The following is a 21739-nucleotide window of genomic DNA, read 5'->3' on the forward strand; positions in this document are numbered from 1 at the left end:
CCGTTCGGTCAGCTGACGAAAAATCGGCTTAGAATATGATGGGTGAACTGGGTGCGAAGATAAAAGCCACGCGGTAGGGTTTTGATCGGTTCGCCCTTTGCCCCAAACGCATCGGTGAGTGCATGGCTGTTGGCGGCTTTGGGGCGCAGCTGTAAATACTGGCCGTGACGCGCGGTAATATCATTCACCCGTCCTAAGGCAATCAAATCCATCAGCTCTTCCCAATCGGCACGCAGCTGCGCGTCTTCTTCTCGACTGGGTGACCAGAGCAGGGGAGTGCCAATGCGCCGCTCTGCGAGTGGGATAGTGCGTTCTCCCTCAACGGGAACCCAAAGAACACGGGAAAGTTTGTGCCGAACATGGCTGTGTTCCCACTGTACACCACTGATCCCCGTCAAAGGCGCAACACACACAAAGGTGGTTTCGAGTGGCTTGCCATGCGCGTTAACGGGGATCGTTTTCAGCTCAATCCCCAAATGAGCAAAGTCTTGCTCGGGCTTACTTCCTGCCGTCGCGCCCAAGCAGGTTTCTAGCAACATGCCTACCCAGCCTTTTTCTCGGCTCAGATCGGCCGGACAGGCGATCCCATGCTCGTGGCTGATTTCCCCTAGCGTAAAACCGGCTAAATCAGCGGCACGCTGCATGAGTTCTGATTCGGACTGTGGTGGCTGCATATAGATAGCTTTTCGGCAACGGGTAATGTTTGGCATAAGATGACCGGCATTATCGTTAAGCGTCGAGCAAGGCGCAAGGATCCTCATGGTGAAGATCAATCTGGCGGCGCTTTAGTTATCCACAGAAAGATAAGTGTTGCGTATAAAAATCGCGACCATGATCATATATACAGTACCCTTTTTACCTGTGTTAGGTGAGCAACTAACGATATTGTTGGATTTTTGCGCTAACGATGTGGATAATTTACTAACTGATGGATCTTTGAGCGATCTGTGTGCAAAGGATGATCGAAAGATCGCTACAAGGATCTTTGCTGGGTTTTATGTTTTTAATGTTCTGATTTATAGGGTTTATTTTTATTTTTGTTTAATTGTAAATCAGATTAACTGATCTTTAGCTGACGACGTTTTAGACTTTTTCGTTGCTTCTTCACAAATCTATCCACAGAAAGCGTGAATAAATGTGCGCAAACTCTCATTGCTATGTTTATAACTTCCTGTTAGGCCCTGAGTTATCCTCAGATGACGACGAGTGCGCAAAAACACAGGTTAATCCACAATGTTTGTTTACCCTTAGCGGCTTTTTGTGAAAAAATCAGACTCAGTAGAGATTTATCATTGAGGTCGTCCAGTGATTGATGGCGATGGCTATCGTCCCAATGTGGGGATAGTAATATGTAACGGCCACGGTCAGGTTCTCTGGGCTCGTCGATATGGTCAGCATTCATGGCAGTTCCCGCAAGGCGGGATTGATGATGGGGAAAGTCCCGAACAAGCCATGTTCCGTGAGCTTTACGAAGAAGTGGGGCTGACCAAAAAAGATGTCCGCATCTTGGGTACTAGCCGTCATTGGCTACGTTATAAGCTCCCGAAACGTTTGGTACGTTGGGACTCCAAGCCAGTCTGTATTGGGCAAAAACAAAAATGGTTTTTGTTGAAGCTGGAATGCGATGAGTCGAAAGTGAATGTGTCCCGCGGGGGAATCCCGGAGTTTGATGGCTGGCGTTGGGTCAGTTATTGGTATCCGGTACGTCAGGTTGTGTCTTTCAAACGCGAAGTATACCGCCGTGCAATGAAAGAGTTTGCGCCGTTAGCAATGCCTTTTAAGGAGCGTAAGCCTCGACGTCGGAACAAGCGAGGGTAACGTTTAAGGAGGAAGCCGGTGCTGACACAGCTTAGAAATATTGTTCAGAGCGTAGCCGCATCGGCGGATCTTCATCAGGCGCTGCAAACCCTAGTGCAGCAAACCTGTGTTGCGATGCATACCGAGTGTTGCTCTGTGTATCTTGCCAACCCCGAGCAAGCTAGCTTTGATCTGATGGCCACTCAAGGCTTGGATCCTGCCGCGCAAGTCTCACTGTCTTTTGGTGAAGGCTTGGTAGGATTAGTTGGCGAGCGCGCAGAACCGATCAATCTGGCCCATGCGCGTGAGCATCCCGCGTTTAAACCTTTCCCTGCCACAGGAGAAGATGCCTTCCAGTCTTTTCTAGGTACGCCCATTATTTATCGTAAAACGGTACTGGGCGTACTGGTCGTGCAGCAACACCAGCCGCGTCAATTTGACGAAAGTGAAGAGTCGTTTCTTGTCACTCTCGCCGCGCAACTGGCCGTAGTGTTTGCCTATGCAGATGCACAAGGCGGATGGCTGAATGCATCACAGTCACCCGTGTTGTTGGAAGGAGTTCCCGCATCACCAGGGGTGGGAATTGCGAATGCATGGTGTGATGATTCTCAACCACGGTTAGAGGACATTGCACCGGCCAGCTGTTTGCATGTTCAAAAAGAACTCGATCGTTTAGATGCCGCATTAGATGATGCGTCAGTGGAGTTCCGTCGCCTTAGAAAACGCTTTGATAAGGAGCTACAAAAAGAAGCGCTGGCGATCTTTGATTTATTTGTCCATTTGCTCAACGATCCTATGCTGCGCGAGGATATGACCCTACGTATCCAACAGGGCGACGAAGCCGCGTGGGCGGTCCGACAAACGGTAGAAACCTTTTCATCCCGTTTTGCGGCCATGGATGATCCCTATCTTAAGGCACGGGCTGCCGATGTGAAGGAGCTCGGCCAGCGGTTACTCTATTTTCTTTCTGAAGCCTCAAGCAATCATCAACCCATCTCGTCACCTATCGTCTTGCTTGCCCGTGAACTGACGGCTGGCATGCTGGCTTCTATTCCACGTGCGCTACTCGCGGGGGTCGTAGCCGAAGAGGGTGCGGCGAACTCCCATGCGGCCATCTTGGCAAGGGCACTTGGCATTCCGGCGGTGATGGGAGTGAGCTTTTCCGCGCCAAGACTCCACAATAAATCGGTGATCTTGGATGGTCACAAAGGGCTGTTGATGATTGAGCCCGCCGCACCTTTGCTGAAGGAATATCAGCAGCTGGTTCAAGCGGAAGTCAGTTTGCAATCGACTTTAGATACGGCGCTAGCCTCGCCCGGAAAAAGCCAAGATGGCACCCGTATCCAGATCCATTTGAACGCTGGTTTGAGCGCCGACAGTAGCATTGCCATCAACCAAGGTGTCGATGGGGTGGGCTTGTTTCGGACCGAAGTGCCTTTTTTAATGCAGCGCCGTTTTCCTTCCGAGGACGAACAGGTCAAACAATACCGAGCGATTTTAGCCAGCTACCCAGATAAACCTGTGGTGATGCGCACCTTGGATATTGGCGGGGATAAGCCATTACCCTATTTGAGTGTCGATGAAGATAACCCGTTTCTTGGCTGGCGCGGCATTCGTTTTACCTTAGATCATCCTGATATTTTTCTGATCCAAGTGCGTGCGATGCTGCGTGCCAGTTTGGGTTTGGATAATTTGAAACTCTTGTTGCCGATGATCTCCGGTGTGAATGAATTGCTGGAAGCGAAAGCGTTAATTGCTCGCGCGTTTGAGGAAGTACGCCAAGAGGCACAGTTGGCGGGAGAAGTTCTGGCGAAACCGCTGCTTGGCATTATGGTTGAGGTACCCTCGGTGCTGTATCAGCTCGATGGGATCGCGCAAGAAGTCGATTTTCTTTCCGTTGGCACCAACGATTTAACGCAGTATTTGTTGGCCGTGGATCGCAACAATGCCCGTGTCGCCAACATCTTTGATGCGCTCCATCCTTCCGTACTTCATGCGCTTAGTTTGATTGCGACCACCAGTGCTCGCCATCAATTGCCGGTGAGCGTATGTGGTGAACTGGCTGGCGATCCGGTGGGCGCGGCATTACTAGTGGGGCTGGGGTATCGCCAATTGAGTATGAATACGCGTAATGTGGCGAAGATTAAGTACTTGCTCAGTCGTCTTTCCTTACCACGCTTACAAAAGCAAACCGAGCAGATGCTTAGTTTGAGTGAACCCGGACAGGTCCGTACCCAGATGGAAGACTTTTTAGCCGAACAAGGTTTGGATGCGCTGGTCCAAATTGGACGGATGCGATGATCACCACCGCAACCTTGTTGTTAGCGTTTATTTGTATGCTGTTGGGGGCGTTAGTTGGCACACTCTCCGGACTCCTTGGCATTGGCGGTGGCTTGGTGGTGGTGCCGGCGTTAAGCTTTTTGCTGCCATTATTTGGTCTGTCTGCTGATATCGTCATGCCGATGGCGCTGGCGACATCGTTGGCTACCATTGTCTTAACCTCCAGCGCCTCAGCGTGGCGCCATTTTCGTATGGGCAATGTGGATATGCGCGCGGTTAGAGCCCTGGTTCCAGGGATGATGCTAGGCGGCGTATTAGGTGCCTCATTGGCAGATAAACTTCCACCCGATTGGCTGCCACGTATCTTTGGCGTCATCGTGCTGACCATGGCGATGCAAATGTTGCTCAGTCGTCCCCAAGTCACCCTCCGCCCTTTACCGTCTCCATGGCGAATATCTCTGGCGGGTACCTTGATCGGTACGCTATCAAGCTTGGCTGGCATTGGCGGTGGATCCTTTACTGTCCCTTACTTGCACTGGCGTGGGGTCACGATGCACAAAGCGATTGGCAGCTCTGCACTTGGTGGCGCCGTGCTCGGGTTGGCCGGGATGGTAAGTTTTGTTTGGTTGGGCTGGCGACAGACGGAACCCTTACCCGCACTCAGTGTCGGATATTTGTATTTGCCCGCCTTGCTGGGTGTGGTGTCGACTTCGGTGTTGATGACACGCGTTGGCGCCACGCTCGCGGTACAGCTTCCGACGCGGCAAATAAAACGTATTTTTGCTGGCTTTCTTGTTATTGTCGGCGCAAGCATGTTGTTGAAGTAAAGGATGGAATCCATGACAGAAGGTTACATTACCTTTCCGTCGATAGACCCGATAGTAGTCGAGCTTGGCCCGATTGCCATTCGCTGGTACGGACTGATGTATTTAGTTGGTTTTGTGTTTGCCCTATGGCTCGCCAATCACCGTGCTACGAAACCGAACAGTGGTTGGAGCAAAGAGGAAGTCAGTGATTTACTGTTCGCGGGTTTTCTTGGCGTCGTACTGGGCGGTCGCATCGGTTACGTATTGTTTTATCAATTTGATGCGTTTGTTGCCGACCCCTTATTCTTGTTTAAAGTGTGGACTGGCGGCATGTCCTTCCATGGTGGCTTGCTTGGCGTCATCGTGGCCATGGCATGGTATGCGCGTAAAACCCAACGTCATTTTTTCACCGTGGCTGATTTTATTGCGCCGCTCGTTCCTTTCGGTTTAGGCGCGGGGCGGTTAGGCAATTTTATTAACGGTGAACTTTGGGGGCGTGTTACCGATGTGCCTTGGGCGATGATCTTCCCCACCGGCGGTCCTTGGCCGCGTCACCCTTCCCAGCTTTATGAGTTTGCACTCGAAGGGGTGGCGTTGTTTGTGATCCTCAATCTGTTTATTCGCCGTTCTCGTCCTATGGGGGCGGTATCGGGGTTATTCTTAGTCGGGTATGGCACGTTCCGCTTTATCGTCGAATACTTCCGTGAGCCGGATGCGCATCTTGGGTTGTTTGGTGACTTGTTCAGCATGGGACAGTTATTATCATTGCCGATGATCGTTGCTGGGGCGCTTATGATGGTCTGGTCGTACCGACGAGGCTCTGTTGCGGCTCGGTGATTAACGTCGAGTAATCAGATATACTATTGACCACACCAAGGCACCGCGGGCGGTGCCTTTTGTTTGTCCAACGATAGGAAACACTATGAAGCAGTATCTAGCTTTGATGCAGGATATTCTTGACAATGGTACGGATAGAGGCGACCGCACGGGTGTAGGTACACGTTCAGTGTTTGGACGCCAATTACGGTTCGACCTTGCTGAAGGTTTTCCACTGCTCACGACCAAAAAGCTTTATACCCGCGCCATTATCCACGAATTACTGTGGTTTCTTAACGGCGATACTAACATCCAATACTTACAAGACAACAAAGTACGTATTTGGGATGAGTGGGCGACAGAGCAAGGCGATCTAGGGCCGGTTTATGGCGCCCAGTGGCGCTCATGGGCATGTCCTGATGGTTCGACGGTTGACCAAATTGCGCAGCTGGTGGAGCAAATCAAAACCAAACCACATTCGCGCCGTCATATCATTACAGCGTGGAACCCCGCAGATTTACCCGACGAGTCTGTCAGCCCGTCTGAGAACGCGGAGCAGGGTAAGATGGCCCTTGCCCCTTGTCACTGTCTTTTTCAGTTCTACGTGGCCGATGGTAAGCTCTCATGCCAGCTTTATCAGCGCAGTGCAGATTACTTTTTAGGGGTGCCGTTCAATATTGCCAGTTACGCGTTGCTAACGCATATGATTGCACAGCAATGTGATTTGGCAGTGGGCGATTTTGTCCATACGTTTGGCGACGTGCACCTATACCACAATCACCTGACCGATGAGATTGTGTATGAGCAGTTAAAGCGCGAGCCGCGAGGATTGCCAACGCTGACGATTAAGCGCAAACCTGCCTCCATCTTCGACTACAAGATTGAAGACTTTGAGATTGAAGGTTACGACCCGCATCCCACCATTAAAGCGCCGATTGCCATTTAATGACGTAGGACACATTCATCAGCAAAAACGCAGCCAAGCCGCTGCGTTTTTTTATGTCTACAGTGTGGTCTCTGTGTGGCGGTTGCGGCTTATAACAAAAAAGCCACCGCGAGGAGCGATGGCTTTGATTCAATCAGCGTCGGGTGGGCATTATTGTGACAACAGCACAATCCCGCCGGGTACCACCACGAACACCAATGTGATGTAGGCCAGGACCGCCATCTTCGATTTCGCGGCCAAGTGACCGAGCCATTCTGCGCCTTTTAGCGGCAACTCACGCAATACCGGGATACCGAAAATGAGCGCCGTAGCGAGAATATTAAAGCAAAGGTGCACGAGCGCAATTTGTAGCGCGAACACCGCGAATTCACCGGTGACGGCAGTCGCCGCAAGCAATGCAGTAATGCAGGTACCAATGTTTGCACCCAGGGTAAAGGGATAAACATCGCGAATTTTTAACACGCCAGTGCCAACCAGCGGAACCATCAAGCTTGTAGTGGTGGATGAAGACTGTACCAGTACAGTGACCACTGAGCCTGAGAAGATGCCATGCAATGGACCACGACCAATCGCGTTTTTCAGCATGTCTTTGGCACGACCGACCATCAGCTTCTTCATCACCTTACCCATCACAGTGATGGCACATACGATGGCAAAGATACCTAAACCGATCATCAGCAAGCCACCTAGGTTGCCGGGTAGAACCGACTCCAAAGGAGACTGCACCATGTTCACAGCAGGTTTGGTCAGCGGTTTAACGAAATTCAGCCCTTTGATGCTCATGTCACCGGTTTGTGACAGTGGCGAAACCAACCATTGTGACAACTTGTTTAGCAAGCCGAACATCATTTCGAGCGGCAAGAAGATAGCCACGGCGAATAAGTTGAAGAAATCATGGACCGTGGCGCAACTGAATGCACGACGGAACTCTTCTTTGCAACGCGCATGGCCCAAGCTCACCAAGGTGTTGGTGACTGTGGTGCCCACGTTTGCGCCCATTACCATTGGAATCGCTGTTTCAACCGGCAAGCCGCCTGCAACCAGACCAACGATAATAGAAGTAACCGTACTTGACGATTGGATCAGCGCCGTGGCGGCAATCCCTATCATCAAGCCAGCTACGGGGTGAGAAGCAAATTCGAATAAGGTCTTAGCCTCATCGCCCACGGCTAATTTAAAGCCGCTCCCTACCATGGCGACCGCCACCAGTAGTACATAAAGCATGACGGCGAGCTTGGTCCAACGGAACCAGTTCGAGGAGCTTTGGGTTGCCTCTACCGCTGTAGCATGGGGAGTCATAAGTTATCTCCGTGACAATTCGATGTCGGTTTTGTGTCAAAGCAAAATCAGCGGCGATAGTAAGAAGGGAATATTTCAGAAATATGACACAAATACTGCAGTGTTCATAAAATCCGATCTGGGTCGATGGGTTGGTAGGGTTAGCCGGGGCTATGTCTATGATTATAATTAAAATTTAGGCCGTGTCACCCAAGTAGAAAAAACCGATATAAAAAATGTAACAACAACAAAGCGATTGCCACTATGCTAAATGGTGGACGGTAAAATTCGTTGACAAATGTTTAGACTGCGAATAAATCAATAGTAAGTGAGATTTTACATCGGTTTTTTCGATGTTTACTATCAGAACAAACGATTTTTAGAAAACGGGTCTGGCTGTCTAGACTACGGAAATCCACTTTTTTTGTATGGAGTGCTTAAATGACTGATGTCATTCGTCAGTTTCTAAAAATGGAATCTGCAGGAGGTATTGTGCTGATTATTGCGGCTGTGCTAGCGATGTTCGTGGCGAACTCGGATCTACAGCCTTTATATGACAGCACGCTTCATACCTATGTTGCAGGTCTGTCCGTGGGTCACTGGATCAACGACGGCCTGATGGTGATTTTTTTCCTGCTGATTGGTTTAGAAGTTAAACGGGAATTAATCGAAGGGGCGTTAAACACCAAAGATAAAGCCACTTTCCCTGCCGTTGCGGCGGTGGGCGGTATGTTGGCACCCGCGCTGGTTTATCTAGCGTTTAACTGGGGTGACCCGCTTGCTGTGTCCGGTTGGGCGATCCCAGCAGCCACTGATATTGCCTTTGCCTTAGGTGTATTAGCGCTGTTAGGTAACCGAGTACCGCTGGCACTTAAAGTGTTCTTATTAGCACTGGCGATAATCGATGACTTGGGCGTCATCGTGATTATTGCTCTGTTTTACAGCAGCGACCTTTCCATCATGGCGCTCGCCAGTGCCTTTGTCGCAACCTTAGTATTGGTTGGGATGAATATGCGAAATGTCACCAATATTGCCGCCTATATTGTGGTTGGTTTGGTGCTTTGGTTCAGTGTCTTACAGTCAGGCGTGCATGCGACACTCGCGGGTGTGGTACTAGGTTTTGCGATTCCGTTGAAAGGCAAAACAGAGGATGCGCCGTCACCACTGAAAAAGCTCGAACATGCACTGCATCCTTATGTATCGTATCTGATTCTGCCGATATTTGCGTTTGCTAATGCCGGCGTCTCGCTTGATGGCGTCTCGCTAGCAAGCTTGACCGAAATGCTGCCTCTCGGCATTGCGTTAGGTCTGCTGATTGGTAAACCGCTCGGTATCTTTACCTTCAGTTGGGCAGCCGTAAAACTTGGTATTGCGAAAATGCCGGCAAGAGTGACATTCCCACAAATCTTTGGGGTGTCCTTACTGTGTGGTATTGGTTTTACGATGTCGATTTTCATCTCGTCACTGGCCTTCGTCGGTGTGAATGGTGAGTTCGTCACATTCTCTCGACTCGGGATCTTGATAGGATCAACCTTGTCGGCAGTGATTGGCTACTTGGTTCTGCATTTTATGTTGCCGCCAGCCAGCGCCTTTGAAGAAGGAGACGAAGATGAAGAAAATGGAGTTAGCGTTGATTACTAGTCTGTTGGGTGTCTCGGGAACGGCGCTTGCGGCCAATTATGAGACATATTGCCAAGGCAACAACGACAACAGCCAAGTATGCGAGGCCTACCTTGCAGGTGTCGAGGACGGCAAAGCGGCGGCATCCGCTGATGCAGAGTCTACGCGCGCCGCGGATAGCGCAAGCTTCTCAGAGCGAGCATTAGAGCATCGCGCCGGTGAGCGCGTGAGAAAGCCGCTGGATAAAGACGATATGAAAAACTAACCCATTCATTTCGCTTGAAGGCGCCAAGTTGGCAGCGTAAGCTGCTGGCTTGGCGTTTTTTTTATGGCAAGTCATGGCGCATCTTAATTACAACCACCTTTACTATTTTTGGATGGTTTGCAAGCAAGGCTCGATTACCAAAGGTGCCGATAAGCTTTGCTTAACCCCTCAAACGGTCACTGGACAAATCCGAGCACTCGAGCAACGACTTAATGGGAAGCTGACTAAGCGAAACGGCCGGCATGTTGAGCCCACAGAGTTGGGGCAGCTGGTGTTTCAATATTCGGATCGTATGTTTGGTTTGAGCTACGAAATGCTCGATATCGTTAATTACAGTCAGCAAGAGAATATCCTATTTGACGTCGGTGTCGCCGATGCATTATCCAAGCGGTTAGTCAGTCAGGTGTTACTCCACGCAGTACCTGACGATAACGCAATTCATTTGCGCTGTTTTGAATCGACACATGAAATGTTGTTAGAACAACTGTCCCAGCACAAATTGGATATGATTTTGTCGGACTGTCCGGTTGATTCGACGCAGCAAGCGGGGTTATTCAGCGTCAAACTGGGCGAGTGCAGTATGAGCTTGTTTGCCTCTCACCCAGATATATTGGCCGATATACCGCTCGCCACACTGCTTGCGAACCAGAAATTGTTGATCCCAAGCCGAGCGACAGCGATGGGTCGCAAACTGATGCAGTGGTTTGATCAACAAGGTATTGTTCCCAATATTTTGGGGGAGTTTGATGACTCCGCGTTAATGAAAGCGTTTGGGATCAACCATCAGGCATTGTTTATCGCTCCCAGCACCTATGCCAATGAAATCAGTGGTGTCGGTAATGTTGCACCGATTGCAAACCTGGAGACGGTCAAGGAAGAGTACTATGTGATTTTTGCTGAGCGAATGATTCAGCACCCCGCCGTCAAACGGATTTGCGAAGCTGATTACAGCCACTTATTCGTTTAGTTACAGGCTTGTGGTGAGATCGTGCTAGACTCGAGCAAGGTGGTAACAATTGAAGTGGAAGTCAAATGGATTTAGCCCAAATGCAACAAAACGGGCCGAAAGCGGTAAGCTTGCTGAAAGCCATGGCAAACGAAAAGCGTCTGTTTATTCTGTGCTATTTACTACAAGGCGAACTTTCGGTTGGACAGTTGGTTGAACGGGTGCCTTTGAGCCAATCGGCCTTATCCCAACATCTTGCTTGGTTACGTAAAGACGGTTTGGTGGATACACGAAAAGAGGCGCAAACGGTCTATTACTCGCTGAAAAGTGAAGAAGTGAAAGCGGTGATCCAGCTATTACACGATCTGTATTGCGGTGATTGATAAAGCACATCAATCAACGCGCAATAAAAAAACCGGCCGAGGCCGGTTTTTTTATGCATGATGCAAAGCAAAAAAGCTATTACAGCGCTTTGATTTGTGCTGCGAAGCTTGCTTTGTAACGTGCTGCTTTGTTCTTGTGGATCAGGCCTTTGGTGGCTGAACGATCAAGAATAGGCTGTACTTGCGCAAAAGCAGCAGTTGCCGCTTCTTTGTCGCCTGCAGCGATAGCAGCAGCAGTTTTCTTCATATAGGTGCGCATCATAGAGCGACGGCTTGCGTTGTGCTGGCGACGCTTCTCAGATTGGATCGCACGCTTCTTAGCAGATTTGATATTCGCCAAGGGTCTAACTCCCAAATCTTTTGTTCGGTGACATTTCAAGGCGGAGGACTATGCCTCTTTTTGCCTCTATTGTCAATTCATTTGTGCAAATATCCGCCGCCCCAAGGTAGTGTTGGCGCTGCGGGGTTATCACGGTTAATATGGCGGCTGATTCTATCAGCATTTCAGGCCCTACGTCACCTTTATTTCCGTTTTGCATGCCATTATCACTTGGCCTGCATGAGTGAGCGAGCATCAACACGCATGGGGTGGCGCACAATAGAGGCACGTGTTTTCAAGAGGTAACCGTGAGTAAGCGACTATTACGCTCTGGGCTAATCGTTAGCACCATGACACTGGTGTCCCGCGTGTTGGGGCTGGTGCGGGATGTGGTGATTGCCAACTTGATGGGGGCAGGGGCTGCCGCCGATGTGTTTTTTTTCGCCAATAAAATCCCTAACTTTTTGCGTCGTTTATTCGCAGAAGGTGCGTTTTCACAGGCCTTTGTCCCCGTATTGACTGAGTATCAGGCGCTGGATAAAGACGATAATCATCGGACGCAATCTCGCGAGCTGGTTGCCAATGTCGTCGGTACCTTGGGTGGGTTAGTGACGATTGTCACCCTGCTCGGTGTCATTGGCTCGCCTGTGTTGGCGGCGTTATTTGGGACCGGTTGGTTTGTCGACTGGTTGGATGGTCGCCCTGACGGGGCCAAGTTCGAGTTAGCGAGCTTGATGCTGAAAATCACTTTCCCGTACTTGTGGTTTATTACTTTCGTGGCGCTATCGGGCGCCATCCTGAATACGCTTAATAAGTTTGCCGTTTCGAGCTTTACCCCTGTATTCCTCAATGTCGCGATTATTGCCGCGGCGATTTGGCTGTCGCCCTATCTTGCACAACCTGAAATCGGTTTGGCGGTCGGGGTCTTTATCGGTGGATTGGTTCAGTTGCTGTTTCAGCTTCCTTTCTTATCGCAAGAGGGCATGCTCGTAAAACCCAAGTGGGGTTGGCACCATCCTGGGGTGGTAAAGATCCGCAAACTGATGATCCCGGCTCTTTTTGGGGTCTCGGTGAGCCAGATTAACCTATTGTTTGATACCTTCATTGCCAGCTTTTTGATGACAGGCTCCATCAGTTGGCTGTATTACTCCGATCGTTTACTCGAGTTTCCGTTAGGCTTATTTGGCATTGCCATTGCGACCGTGATCCTGCCGGCGCTTTCCCAGCGTCATGTCGATAAATCGCCCACCCAATTTGCTGCCACTATGGATTGGGGAGTGCGCATGGTGTTGTTGCTGGGTATTCCTGCCATGGTGGGGTTGATTTTGTTAGCAAAGCCCATGCTGATGGTACTCTTTATGCGAGGCGAGTTCGGTGTCGAAGATGTGCAGGCGGCCAGTTTATCGCTGGTGGCCTATGCCTGTGGATTGGTCAACTTTATGTTGATCAAAGTCCTCGCGCCCGGTTACTACGCACGACAAGACACCAAAACACCGGTGAAATTTGGTGTGATTGCCATGATAAGCAATATGGTGTTTAACGCTATCTTTGCCTATTTGTTCAGTTATGTTGGCCTTGCGATTGCTACGGCGTTATCGGCACTGATCAACGCGGGTTTGCTCTATCAAGGCCTACACCGTGCTGGTGTTTACCGTTTGTCTCGTGCGACGGCTTTATATATTGGCCGTTTAGTGGTTGCGGTAGCAGCAATGGTGGCGGTGTTAATGACACTGATGCCGACATTAAATGGCTGGGTCGAGATGTCACTGTCGATGCGTAGCATGGTGTTGGCTGGACTGATCCTCGGTGGCAGTGTGGTGTATTTATGCACCGCACTATTATGCGGTGTGCGACTTGGTGATATTCGTCATCGCGGGTAATTCAAGGGTCGGATGTGAATCCAGGGCTGATTGCCAGCCCTGACTAGTATATAATCCGCCAGTTTCAATAGTTCAAATAGTCAGCAGGCGATGGAATTAATCCGAGGTATCCATAACATACGAGCGCGCCACCGAGGTTGTGTCCTGACCATCGGTAACTTTGATGGTGTCCATTTGGGACATCAGGCGGTGTTGCGCCAAGTGGTGGAAAAGGCCCGAGCGTTGAACCTACCTGCGACTGTGATGTTGTTTGAACCGCAGCCGTTAGAGCTGTTTAAAGGTGAAAAAGCGCCGGCGCGTCTGTCGAGATTGCGAGATAAATATACCCAGTTAGCGAAGCTGGGCGTTGACCGCCTGCTGTGTGTAAATTTCACCCCTGCATTTGCGGCCATGAGTGCTGATCACTTTGTTGACCGCTTGTTGGTCGAACAATTGGGTGTTAAGTTTCTGGTAGTCGGCGATGACTTTCGCTTTGGTTTGAAGCGAAGCGGTGATTTTGCGCGCCTCGCACGAGCAGGCCAGGAACATCACTTTGATGTGGTCAGTACCGAAAGTTTTTGCGTCAGTGACCGCCGAGTGAGCAGTACGGCGATTCGCGATGCGTTAGCCGCAGGCCATCTTGCCGAGGCGGCGGACATGTTGGGGCGACCTTACAGCATCTGTGGGCGTGTCGCGCATGGGCGTAAGTTAGGGCGCACGATTGGCTTCCCGACCGCCAATGTGCTGCTAAAACGCCGCGTTTCCCCGGTTTCAGGTGTGTATGCCGTACAAGTGGAAGGCGCCGTGACCGGACAGCGGTTACCCGGCGTGGCTAACGTTGGTGTACGGCCGACGGTCGACGGTGTACGCCAGCAGCTCGAAGTCCATCTATTTGATCAATCAATCGATTTATATGGCAAACAGTTGGAAGTTTATCTTTTGCATAAACTTCGCGATGAAACCAAATTCGCGTCTATTGACGCACTAAAAATGCAAATTCAACGAGATGCATCAGCTGCGCGTGCGTGGCTGGCTGATGTGAATAATGTCTAGAGTGTAACCTCCATACGGAATCAATAATCAATGAGTGACTATAAAGATACCTTAAACCTGCCGGAAACTGCGTTTCCGATGCGAGGTAATCTTGCTAAGCGCGAGCCTGATATGCTCAAGCGTTGGTACGATGAAGATCTGTACGGTGCTATCCGTCAAGCGAAGAAAGGCAAAAAAACATTTATTTTGCACGACGGTCCTCCGTACGCGAACGGCAACATTCATATTGGTCACTCAGTTAATAAAATTCTCAAAGACATTATTATTAAATCAAAAACGCTAGCGGACTACGACGCACCGTATGTACCTGGCTGGGATTGTCACGGCTTGCCGATTGAGCTGATGGTAGAGAAAAAAGTCGGTAAACCCGGTCAAAAAGTCTCAACCGCTGAGTTCCGTGAAAAGTGCCGTGAATACGCTGCCAAACAAGTGGAAGGTCAGAAAGCAGACTTTAAACGTCTTGGTGTTTTAGGTGAGTGGGACAAACCTTACCTGACCATGGACTTCAATACCGAAGCCAGCATCATCCGCGCGTTGGGTAAAATTGCCGCCAATGGACACTTGCACAAAGGCTTTAAGCCGGTGCACTGGTGTACGGACTGTGGCTCGGCCTTGGCAGAAGCTGAGGTGGAATATCAAGATAAAACCTCGCCATCGATTGATGTGATCTTTCGTGCGGTTGACGAACAAGCACTGATCAGTGCCTTTAGTCTGGCTGGTGATCATCAAGGTGAAGGCGAAGTGGGTGTGGTGATTTGGACCACGACGCCTTGGACCTTGCCTGCTAACCGTGCGGTAGCGGTGGCCGCTGACCTTGAATATGTTTTAGTACAAGTTGAAGGCGAGCAACCTAAGCGCCTTATCGTCGCGGCCGAGCTGGTCAAAGAGGTGATGGATCGCGCGGGTATTGAGCACTACCACAACCTCGGTTTCTGTAAGGGTGACGCGCTTGAGCTGAAACGCGTGAAGCACCCATTTTACGATTTTGATGTGCCCGTGATCTTGGGTGATCACGTCACGACAGAGTCGGGTACGGGTGTGGTACACACCGCACCTGGCCACGGCCAAGAAGACTTTGTGGTCGGTCAAAAATACGATCTTGAAGTGGCAAACCCAGTGGGCAGTAACGGGGTCTATTTGCCGGATACCCCACTGTTTGCCGGCCAACATGTCTTTAAAGCCAATGACAGTGTGATTGAAGCGCTGAAAGCGCATGATGCTCTGCTGCATCACCACGCCTATGAGCACAGCTATCCACACTGCTGGCGTCACAAAACGCCAATCATCTTCCGCGCCACACCGCAGTGGTTTATCTCGATGGAGAAAGCGGGTCTGCGTGATAAAGCGTTGCAAGAGATCAAGAACGTTGATTGGATCCCTGAGTGGGGCCAAAACCGTATCGAGTCGATGGTAGATGGTCGCCCTGATTGGTGTATTTCACGTCAACGTACCTGGGGCGTGCCGATTGCGCTATTTGTTCACAAAGAAACCGCAGAGCTTCACCCTGACACGCTGAACTTAATTGAACAAGTTGCCGCACGGGTTGAGAAAGCGGGTATCCAAGCTTGGTGGGATCTGGATCTGAATGAACTGTTGGATGATGACGCTGAACAGTATGAGAAAGTCCTCGATACACTGGATGTTTGGTTTGACTCTGGTGCGACCCACTACGCGGTGGTTAACCAGCGCGACGAGTTTAACGGCCAAGAAGCGGATATGTACCTCGAAGGGTCAGATCAGCATCGTGGTTGGTTCCAGTCTTCGTTGATGACCTCGGTGGCAATCAAAGGCAAAGCACCGTATCGCAAAGTGCTGACTCATGGTTTCACGGTTGATGGCAAAGGCCGCAAGATGTCGAAATCACTGGGGAATACTGTCTCGCCGCAAGATGTGATGAACAAACTGGGCGCCGATATCCTGCGTCTGTGGGTGGCGTCAACCGACTACACCGGTGAGATCACGGTATCGGACGAGATCCTAAAACGTAGCGCTGATGCGTATCGCCGTATTCGTAATACTGCACGCTTCCTGCTGGCAAACCTGCATGGTTTTGATCCTAAGCAAGACAGTGTCGCTGCCGATGAGCTGGTGGCGGTCGACCGCTGGGCGGTTGGGCGTGCATTAGCCGCACAACAAGAGATCACCGAAGCGTTTGAAGCTTGCAACTTCCATCAAGTCACCCAACGCTTGATGCAGTTCTGCTCGATTGAGATGGGCTCTTTCTATCTGGATATCATCAAAGACCGTCAGTACACGGCGAAAGCGGGGAGCCACGCGCACCGTAGTTGCCAAACCGCACTGTTCCACATTGTCGAAGCGCTGGTACGTTGGATGGCACCGATTATGTCGTTCACGGCAGACGAGATCTGGAATGAAATGCCTGGCGAACGCGGCAAGTTTGTGTTCACCGATGTCTGGTATGACGGCTTGTTTGGCTTAGAAGACGATGCCGTGCTCAATAATGCATTCTGGGCAAAACTGCTGGATGTGCGTGCCGCGGTGAATAAAACCCTCGAGCAGGCCCGTAATGACAAGGTCATTGGTGGTTCACTTGAAGCCGAAGTCACGCTATACGCGCCGGCGGAGTTTGCGCAAAAGCTGCAAATGATGGGCGATGAGTTACGCTTTGTGCTGCTGACCTCGAAAGCGACAGTGATCGCTGGTGAGGCGCCATCCTCTGCGACGCAAACGGATGTCGAAGGGCTATCTGTTGACGTTGTGGCGTCTGAAGCGAAAAAATGTGACCGCTGTTGGCACCATGTTGCTGATGTAGGCACGATCGAAGGACACGAAGAAATTTGTGGCCGCTGTGTGACTAACATTGCAGGAGAAGGCGAAACTCGCCAATTTGCGTGATGACCTCTCACTCACTCTCGCAATCAGGATGGCGCTGGCTTTGGCTGGCGCCTCTGGTTTTCGTTTTAGACATTGGCAGTAAGTGGCTGGTGATGAACACCATGGGCTATGGTCCCGCGAACCGCATTGAATTACTGCCGTTTTTTAATCTTACCTACGTCCATAACCATGGTGCGGCATTTAGCTTTTTAAGCGATGCAGGCGGTTGGCAGCGTTGGCTTTTTAGCGTTATCGCGTTAGGCGTGAGCGGCTTGCTGACATACTGGATGCGAGTGACACCGGCAAGTAAGCGCATGCTCAATATCGCCTATGCCATGATTATCGGCGGAGCATTGGGTAACTTATTTGACCGCCTCGTTCATGGCTATGTGATCGACTTTCTCGACTTTTTCATTGGCAATTCACATTGGCCGGCTTTTAATCTTGCTGACTCAGCCATTTGTGTTGGCGCCGTTTTAGTGGTGCTAGACAGTTTTCGTCATGAGCAGTCATCGGCGACCTAGGGGTCGCTCGTAGTAATTAGCCCAACACGACTTTCGATAAGGACAGATCATGAAAGCGATTAGCGCATCCAGCGAAGTATTGATGCACTTTACCATTAAGCTTGAAGATGGCTCGGTCGCCGACAGTACCCACAATGCCGGAAAACCCGCTAAGTTAGTGATGGGAGACGGCAGCTTGACCGAGAACTTTGAGCGTTGTCTGTTAGGGCTGCATGAAGGGGAGCAAAGCAGCTTTACGCTGGCACCTGAAGATGCATTTGGCCAGCCAAACCCGGATAATATCCACTATATGGATCGCCGTCAGTTTGGGGGAGACACGCCTGCTGAAGTGGGTGCCATCATTGCGTTTAGCGGTCCTCAAGGACAAGAAATTCCCGGTATCGTGACCGAGGTCAGCGGCGAATCTGTGACGGTTGATTTTAATCATCCGTTGGCAGGGAAAACCGTGATTTTTGACGTAGAAATAATCAGTGTGCAATAAGGCAAAGTCATGAAGATCCTACTTGCGAATCCCCGAGGCTTTTGTGCTGGTGTCGATCGCGCGATCAGCATCGTTGAACGTGCTTTGGAAATTTATCAGCCTCCCATTTATGTGCGCCATGAAGTGGTGCATAACCGATTTGTGGTGGAAGGCCTAAAGCAACGCGGCGCGGTGTTTGTGGAACAATTAAGCGAAGTGCCTGACGACAGCATTGTGATCTTCTCGGCCCACGGTGTATCGCAAGCGGTGCGCAATGAAGCTAAATCCCGTCAACTGACGGTGTTTGATGCAACCTGCCCCTTGGTGACCAAAGTACATATGGAAGTGGCACGTGCCAGCCGTAAAAATATGGAAGTGGTACTGATTGGTCATGCTGGACACCCCGAAGTGGAAGGCACTATGGGTCAATATGCCAGTGAAACCGGCGGTATGTACTTGGTTGAAACGCCAGCGGATGTGCACACGCTTCAAGTCAACGACCCGGATAACTTGCATTATGTGAGTCAAACCACGCTGTCAGTGGACGAAACCGCTGATGTGATTGATACCTTGCGTCAGGTCTTCCCCAACATTCAAGGTCCACGCAAAGATGATATTTGCTACGCGACACAAAACCGCCAAGATGCAGTGCGTGATCTCGCCCAAAGCTGTGATGTGATGGTGGTGGTGGGCTCGAAGAATAGCTCGAACTCAAACCGTCTCCGCGAGTTATCCGAAAAACTGGGAACCCCGGCGTACCTAACCGACTGTGCGGAAGACATTGATCCGGCGTGGTTCGAGGGTAAGTACACGGTTGGGATCACTGCTGGCGCCTCGGCACCAGAAGAATTGGTTGATTTGATTATTGCCCGCGTGAAGGCGTTGGGTGCCACTGAGGTAGAAAACCTGAGTGGCCGTGAAGAAAACATGTTCTTCGAAGTGCCGAAAGAGTTACAAATTCGTGAGGTGACCTAGTTACCCATCGACAAAATTAAAGGGAAGCGAAAGCTTCCCTTTTTGTTAGCATGCTTCTGGGCCACTCTCAGCAATATACAAGCTGAAACGAACGCGCTACAGTGATGGGTTAATGGATAGGTGGCCAGCGCTGCTGGTGAAGTAAAAGAGGGGAGAACCATGGTACGTATTGCCATTGCTGGTGCAGCCGGCCGTATGGGACGCAATCTTATTCAAGCGGTTACGCAATACGCGGGCGCAACATTAGGGGCGGCGAGTGAACGGCCTGAATCAAGCTTGATTGGGACGGATGCAGGGGAGCTGGCGGGTGTGGGCCGCCTCGGCGTACAAGTGGTGGACGATCTGGCCAAAGTGGCGGATGACTTTGATGTGATCATTGATTTTACCGCACCCGCGGCCACACTCGCGAACTTGGCGTTGTGCCAACAAAAAGGCAAGCAGTTGGTGATTGGAACAACTGGATTTGATGACGCACAAAAGCAAACCATCCAAGATGCCTCAGAAGCGACGGCAGTAGTGATGGCCCCCAATTACAGTGTCGGCGTGAACCTTGTATTTAAACTGCTTGAACAAGCCGCCAAAGTGATGGGTGAGGAATGCGACATTGAGATTGTTGAGGCGCATCATCGCCATAAAGTGGATGCGCCATCGGGCACTGCACTGGGAATGGGAGAAGCCATTGCCGGGGCGATGGGAAATCAGCTGAGTGATGTCGCTGTGTATGCCCGAGAAGGGATCACTGGCGAGCGTAGCAAACATGAAATCGGCTTTGCCACTATTCGCGCTGGCGATATCGTGGGGGAGCATACCGCCATGTTTGCGGATATTGGCGAGCGTGTTGAAATCACGCACAAAGCGTCAAGTCGTTCCACCTTTGCCAAGGGAGCGGTCCGTGCCGCGGTATGGCTCAATCAACACCAGCAAGGTTTTTATACCATGCAGGATGTACTTAATCTTAAATAATTATGCATCGCGCTTCGGCGCGATGTTTTTTTATCCCCCTTTCTTTTTCTCATGCAATGCACTTCATATTGTCGTAATTTTTTCTTTGTTTTCCCCTTGTTGACAGCATTTCGACGCGATAACTCTTCCAGTTATGATCTTTGTTGCGCGGTAAACGTTTGCGCACGCCAGTTTTATGTTTCTCTCTCGGTTTGGGTAAAAAAGTTATTTATCTGCCAATTTATCTAGCTCTTTGGTTTGAAAATAAAGACAAGATTGTGCTTTATCTTGCTTAGGTGGCCTGTTTTTCTTGAGTGCTTAGTAAATACAATAAAAAGTAGCATGCATTATTGACAGCCAAACCTTGCATCTCTAGAATGCGCGCAATTTGTCAAAATTCAGCTTGACGTGAGTTTTGATCTTAGATGGAATACGTGAATGCAACGTTAGTCGTAAAAAGTGCATTTCTATATAACTGGAGGTTGTCTTGAGCAAGTCTGCGCTCTTAGTCCTAGAAGATGGGACAGTGTTCCACGGTACCCCGATCGGCGCTGATGGCACCGCGGTGGGAGAAGTGGTTTTCAATACCTCGATGACGGGGTATCAAGAAATATTAACCGACCCCTCTTATTCCCGTCAGATCGTAACACTTACCTATCCCCATATTGGCAACACCGGCACCAACACCGAAGACGAAGAATCCTCCCAAGTCCACGCCCAAGGCCTCGTCATTCGCGATCTTCCCCTGTTAGCTAGCAATTTCCGCAATCAACAATCCCTCTCTGATTACCTCAAGCAACACAACATTGTTGGCATCGCCGACATTGATACACGCAAGCTCACTCGTTTGTTACGTGAAAAAGGGGCGCAGAATGGCTGTATTGTGGCCGGAGAGAGCGTTGATGAAGCGCTGGCGCTGGCCAAGGCGAAAGATTTTCCGGGCTTGAAAGGGATGGATCTTGCCAAAGAAGTGACGACGCAGGAGCGTTACAGCTGGACGCAAGGATCATGGCAGCTGCATCAGGGCCTACCAGATGCATTGCCGGACAGTGAATTGCCTTACCATGTTGTCGCTTACGACTTTGGTGCCAAGCGCAACATCTTGCGCATGTTGGTCGACCGCGGCTGCCGTTTGACTGTGGTACCGGCAACCACCTCGGCAGACGAAGTGCTGGCGATGAATCCCGATGGTGTCTTCTTATCTAATGGCCCTGGCGATCCGGCGCCGTGTGATTATGCGATTGCGGCCACCCAAACCTTCTTAGCGGAAGGCGTACCATTATTTGGTATTTGCTTGGGGCACCAAATCTTGGCGCTAGCGAGCGGTGCGAAAACGGTCAAAATGAAGTTTGGCCACCATGGTGCTAACCATCCGGTGAAAGATTTAGAGCGTGGGGTGGTGATGATCACCAGCCAAAACCACGGCTTTGCCGCAGACAATGACAGCTTGCCTGATACATTACGTGCGACGCATGTGTCCTTGTTCGATGGCAGCTTGCAAGGGATCCATCATACCGAGAAGCCAGCCTTTAGCTTCCAAGGGCACCCTGAAGCAAGCCCAGGGCCACATGATGCTGCGCCCCTTTTCGATCACTTTATCGACCTCATCAAACAACACCGCGCCTAATTGGAGTC

Annotated in this window: 20 protein-coding genes; 17 read left to right on the top strand and 3 right to left on the bottom strand. The window is 50.5% G+C overall.

Going from position 1 to position 21739, the window contains the following annotated elements; translation table 11 throughout:
- Positions 1–8: 8 nt before the first annotated feature.
- Positions 9–674: a DNA mismatch repair endonuclease MutH gene (gene mutH / locus E8E00_RS01950; RefSeq protein ID WP_069586556.1), complete on the bottom strand. Its 666-nt coding sequence runs from the start codon at positions 672–674 to the stop codon at positions 9–11.
- 631 nt (positions 675–1305) lie between these two features.
- On the opposite strand from mutH, the gene rppH reads away from it, so the two are divergent.
- The 5 genes from rppH to E8E00_RS01975 all read left to right on the top strand — a co-directional run bounded on the left by rppH (position 1306) and on the right by E8E00_RS01975 (position 6645).
- Positions 1306–1818 (top strand): RNA pyrophosphohydrolase, encoded by a 513-nt coding sequence (gene rppH, locus E8E00_RS01955; protein WP_096629875.1) that lies wholly within the window; start codon positions 1306–1308, stop codon positions 1816–1818.
- A gap of 18 nt (positions 1819–1836) precedes the next feature.
- Positions 1837–4098: a phosphoenolpyruvate--protein phosphotransferase gene (gene ptsP / locus E8E00_RS01960; protein WP_096629873.1), complete on the top strand. Its 2262-nt coding sequence runs from the start codon at positions 1837–1839 to the stop codon at positions 4096–4098.
- The gene (locus E8E00_RS01965) at positions 4098–4904 is read left to right on the top strand and encodes a sulfite exporter TauE/SafE family protein (protein ID WP_096631507.1); all 807 of its coding nucleotides are present in this window, start codon (positions 4098–4100) and stop codon (positions 4902–4904) included. The genes ptsP and E8E00_RS01965 overlap by 1 nt, the downstream gene beginning before the upstream one ends.
- A gap of 12 nt (positions 4905–4916) precedes the next feature.
- Positions 4917–5720: a prolipoprotein diacylglyceryl transferase gene (gene lgt, locus E8E00_RS01970; RefSeq protein WP_096629870.1), complete on the top strand. Its 804-nt coding sequence runs from the start codon at positions 4917–4919 to the stop codon at positions 5718–5720.
- Between the two features lie 85 nt (positions 5721–5805).
- Entirely contained in the window at positions 5806–6645 is an 840-nt protein-coding gene (locus E8E00_RS01975; protein WP_096629867.1) for a thymidylate synthase, read from the top strand.
- Between the two features lie 150 nt (positions 6646–6795).
- On the opposite strand, the gene E8E00_RS01980 is transcribed toward E8E00_RS01975, so the two are convergent.
- Positions 6796–7944 carry a Na/Pi symporter gene (locus tag E8E00_RS01980; RefSeq protein ID WP_077480575.1) on the bottom strand — a complete coding sequence of 383 codons (1149 nt, stop codon included), beginning with the start codon at positions 7942–7944 and terminating at the stop codon, positions 6796–6798.
- Between the two features lie 420 nt (positions 7945–8364).
- On the opposite strand from E8E00_RS01980, the gene nhaA reads away from it, so the two are divergent.
- The 4 genes from nhaA to E8E00_RS02000 all read left to right on the top strand — a co-directional run bounded on the left by nhaA (position 8365) and on the right by E8E00_RS02000 (position 11137).
- Complete coding sequence (gene nhaA / locus E8E00_RS01985; RefSeq protein ID WP_096629865.1) at positions 8365–9564, top strand: Na+/H+ antiporter NhaA; 1200 nt, start codon at positions 8365–8367, stop codon at positions 9562–9564.
- Positions 9533–9808, top strand: coding sequence for a hypothetical protein (locus E8E00_RS01990; protein ID WP_077456293.1), 276 nt, complete (start codon positions 9533–9535; stop codon positions 9806–9808). The genes nhaA and E8E00_RS01990 overlap by 32 nt, the downstream gene beginning before the upstream one ends.
- Before the next feature lie 73 nt (positions 9809–9881).
- Entirely contained in the window at positions 9882–10775 is an 894-nt protein-coding gene (gene nhaR, locus E8E00_RS01995; RefSeq protein ID WP_096631504.1) for a transcriptional activator NhaR, read from the top strand.
- A 65-nt stretch (positions 10776–10840) separates the two neighbouring features.
- Entirely contained in the window at positions 10841–11137 is a 297-nt protein-coding gene (locus tag E8E00_RS02000) for a metalloregulator ArsR/SmtB family transcription factor (RefSeq protein WP_069586566.1), read from the top strand.
- Positions 11138–11216: 79 nt separating this feature from the next.
- Here E8E00_RS02000 and rpsT read toward each other — a convergent pair whose 3' ends face one another.
- The gene (gene rpsT / locus E8E00_RS02005; protein WP_069586567.1) at positions 11217–11477 is read right to left on the bottom strand and encodes a 30S ribosomal protein S20; all 261 of its coding nucleotides are present in this window, start codon (positions 11475–11477) and stop codon (positions 11217–11219) included.
- 287 nt (positions 11478–11764) lie between these two features.
- On the opposite strand from rpsT, the gene murJ reads away from it, so the two are divergent.
- The 8 genes from murJ (at position 11765) to carA (ending at position 21731) form a co-directional block, all read left to right on the top strand.
- A complete protein-coding gene (gene murJ / locus E8E00_RS02010; RefSeq protein ID WP_096629862.1) occupies positions 11765–13336 on the top strand; it encodes a murein biosynthesis integral membrane protein MurJ in 1572 nt (523 codons plus the stop codon).
- A 90-nt stretch (positions 13337–13426) separates the two neighbouring features.
- Positions 13427–14368: a bifunctional riboflavin kinase/FAD synthetase gene (gene ribF / locus E8E00_RS02015; protein ID WP_077456285.1), complete on the top strand. Its 942-nt coding sequence runs from the start codon at positions 13427–13429 to the stop codon at positions 14366–14368.
- A gap of 30 nt (positions 14369–14398) precedes the next feature.
- Positions 14399–17224, top strand: coding sequence for an isoleucine--tRNA ligase (gene ileS, locus E8E00_RS02020; RefSeq protein WP_096629859.1), 2826 nt, complete (start codon positions 14399–14401; stop codon positions 17222–17224).
- Complete coding sequence (gene lspA / locus E8E00_RS02025) at positions 17224–17727, top strand: signal peptidase II (RefSeq protein WP_069586571.1); 504 nt, start codon at positions 17224–17226, stop codon at positions 17725–17727. The genes ileS and lspA overlap by 1 nt, the downstream gene beginning before the upstream one ends.
- Positions 17728–17776: 49 nt before the next feature.
- Positions 17777–18208 carry an FKBP-type peptidyl-prolyl cis-trans isomerase gene (fkpB, locus tag E8E00_RS02030; protein ID WP_069586572.1) on the top strand — a complete coding sequence of 144 codons (432 nt, stop codon included), beginning with the start codon at positions 17777–17779 and terminating at the stop codon, positions 18206–18208.
- 9 nt (positions 18209–18217) lie between these two features.
- Complete coding sequence (ispH, locus tag E8E00_RS02035; protein WP_077640238.1) at positions 18218–19162, top strand: 4-hydroxy-3-methylbut-2-enyl diphosphate reductase; 945 nt, start codon at positions 18218–18220, stop codon at positions 19160–19162.
- A 159-nt stretch (positions 19163–19321) separates the two neighbouring features.
- On the top strand, positions 19322–20125 hold the full coding sequence (dapB, locus tag E8E00_RS02040) for a 4-hydroxy-tetrahydrodipicolinate reductase (protein ID WP_096629856.1): 804 nt from the start codon (positions 19322–19324) through the stop codon (positions 20123–20125).
- A gap of 466 nt (positions 20126–20591) precedes the next feature.
- On the top strand, positions 20592–21731 hold the full coding sequence (gene carA / locus E8E00_RS02045) for a glutamine-hydrolyzing carbamoyl-phosphate synthase small subunit (protein ID WP_096629853.1): 1140 nt from the start codon (positions 20592–20594) through the stop codon (positions 21729–21731).
- Positions 21732–21739: the final 8 nt, after the last annotated feature.

This window comes from Salinivibrio sp. YCSC6, from assembly GCF_004916735.1.
In the GTDB taxonomy this organism is placed as follows: Bacteria; Pseudomonadota; Gammaproteobacteria; order Enterobacterales; family Vibrionaceae; genus Salinivibrio; species Salinivibrio proteolyticus.

Bases quoted from the DNA above. Each gene is read 5' to 3' on its own strand.
- mutH (WP_069586556.1), bottom strand. From the start codon at position 674: ATGCAGCCACCACAGTCCGAATCAGAACTCATGCAGCGTGCCGCTGAT.
- lgt (WP_096629870.1), top strand. From the start codon at position 4,917: ATGACAGAAGGTTACATTACCTTTCCGTCGATAGACCCGATAGTAGTC.
- E8E00_RS01975 (WP_096629867.1), top strand. From the start codon at position 5,806: ATGAAGCAGTATCTAGCTTTGATGCAGGATATTCTTGACAATGGTACG.
- E8E00_RS01980 (WP_077480575.1), bottom strand. From the start codon at position 7,944: ATGACTCCCCATGCTACAGCGGTAGAGGCAACCCAAAGCTCCTCGAAC.
- nhaA (WP_096629865.1), top strand. From the start codon at position 8,365: ATGACTGATGTCATTCGTCAGTTTCTAAAAATGGAATCTGCAGGAGGT.
- E8E00_RS01990 (WP_077456293.1), top strand. From the start codon at position 9,533: ATGAAGAAAATGGAGTTAGCGTTGATTACTAGTCTGTTGGGTGTCTCG.
- nhaR (WP_096631504.1), top strand. From the start codon at position 9,882: ATGGCGCATCTTAATTACAACCACCTTTACTATTTTTGGATGGTTTGC.
- E8E00_RS02000 (WP_069586566.1), top strand. From the start codon at position 10,841: ATGGATTTAGCCCAAATGCAACAAAACGGGCCGAAAGCGGTAAGCTTG.
- ribF (WP_077456285.1), top strand. From the start codon at position 13,427: ATGGAATTAATCCGAGGTATCCATAACATACGAGCGCGCCACCGAGGT.
- ileS (WP_096629859.1), top strand. From the start codon at position 14,399: ATGAGTGACTATAAAGATACCTTAAACCTGCCGGAAACTGCGTTTCCG.
- lspA (WP_069586571.1), top strand. From the start codon at position 17,224: ATGACCTCTCACTCACTCTCGCAATCAGGATGGCGCTGGCTTTGGCTG.
- fkpB (WP_069586572.1), top strand. From the start codon at position 17,777: ATGAAAGCGATTAGCGCATCCAGCGAAGTATTGATGCACTTTACCATT.
- ispH (WP_077640238.1), top strand. From the start codon at position 18,218: ATGAAGATCCTACTTGCGAATCCCCGAGGCTTTTGTGCTGGTGTCGAT.
- dapB (WP_096629856.1), top strand. From the start codon at position 19,322: ATGGTACGTATTGCCATTGCTGGTGCAGCCGGCCGTATGGGACGCAAT.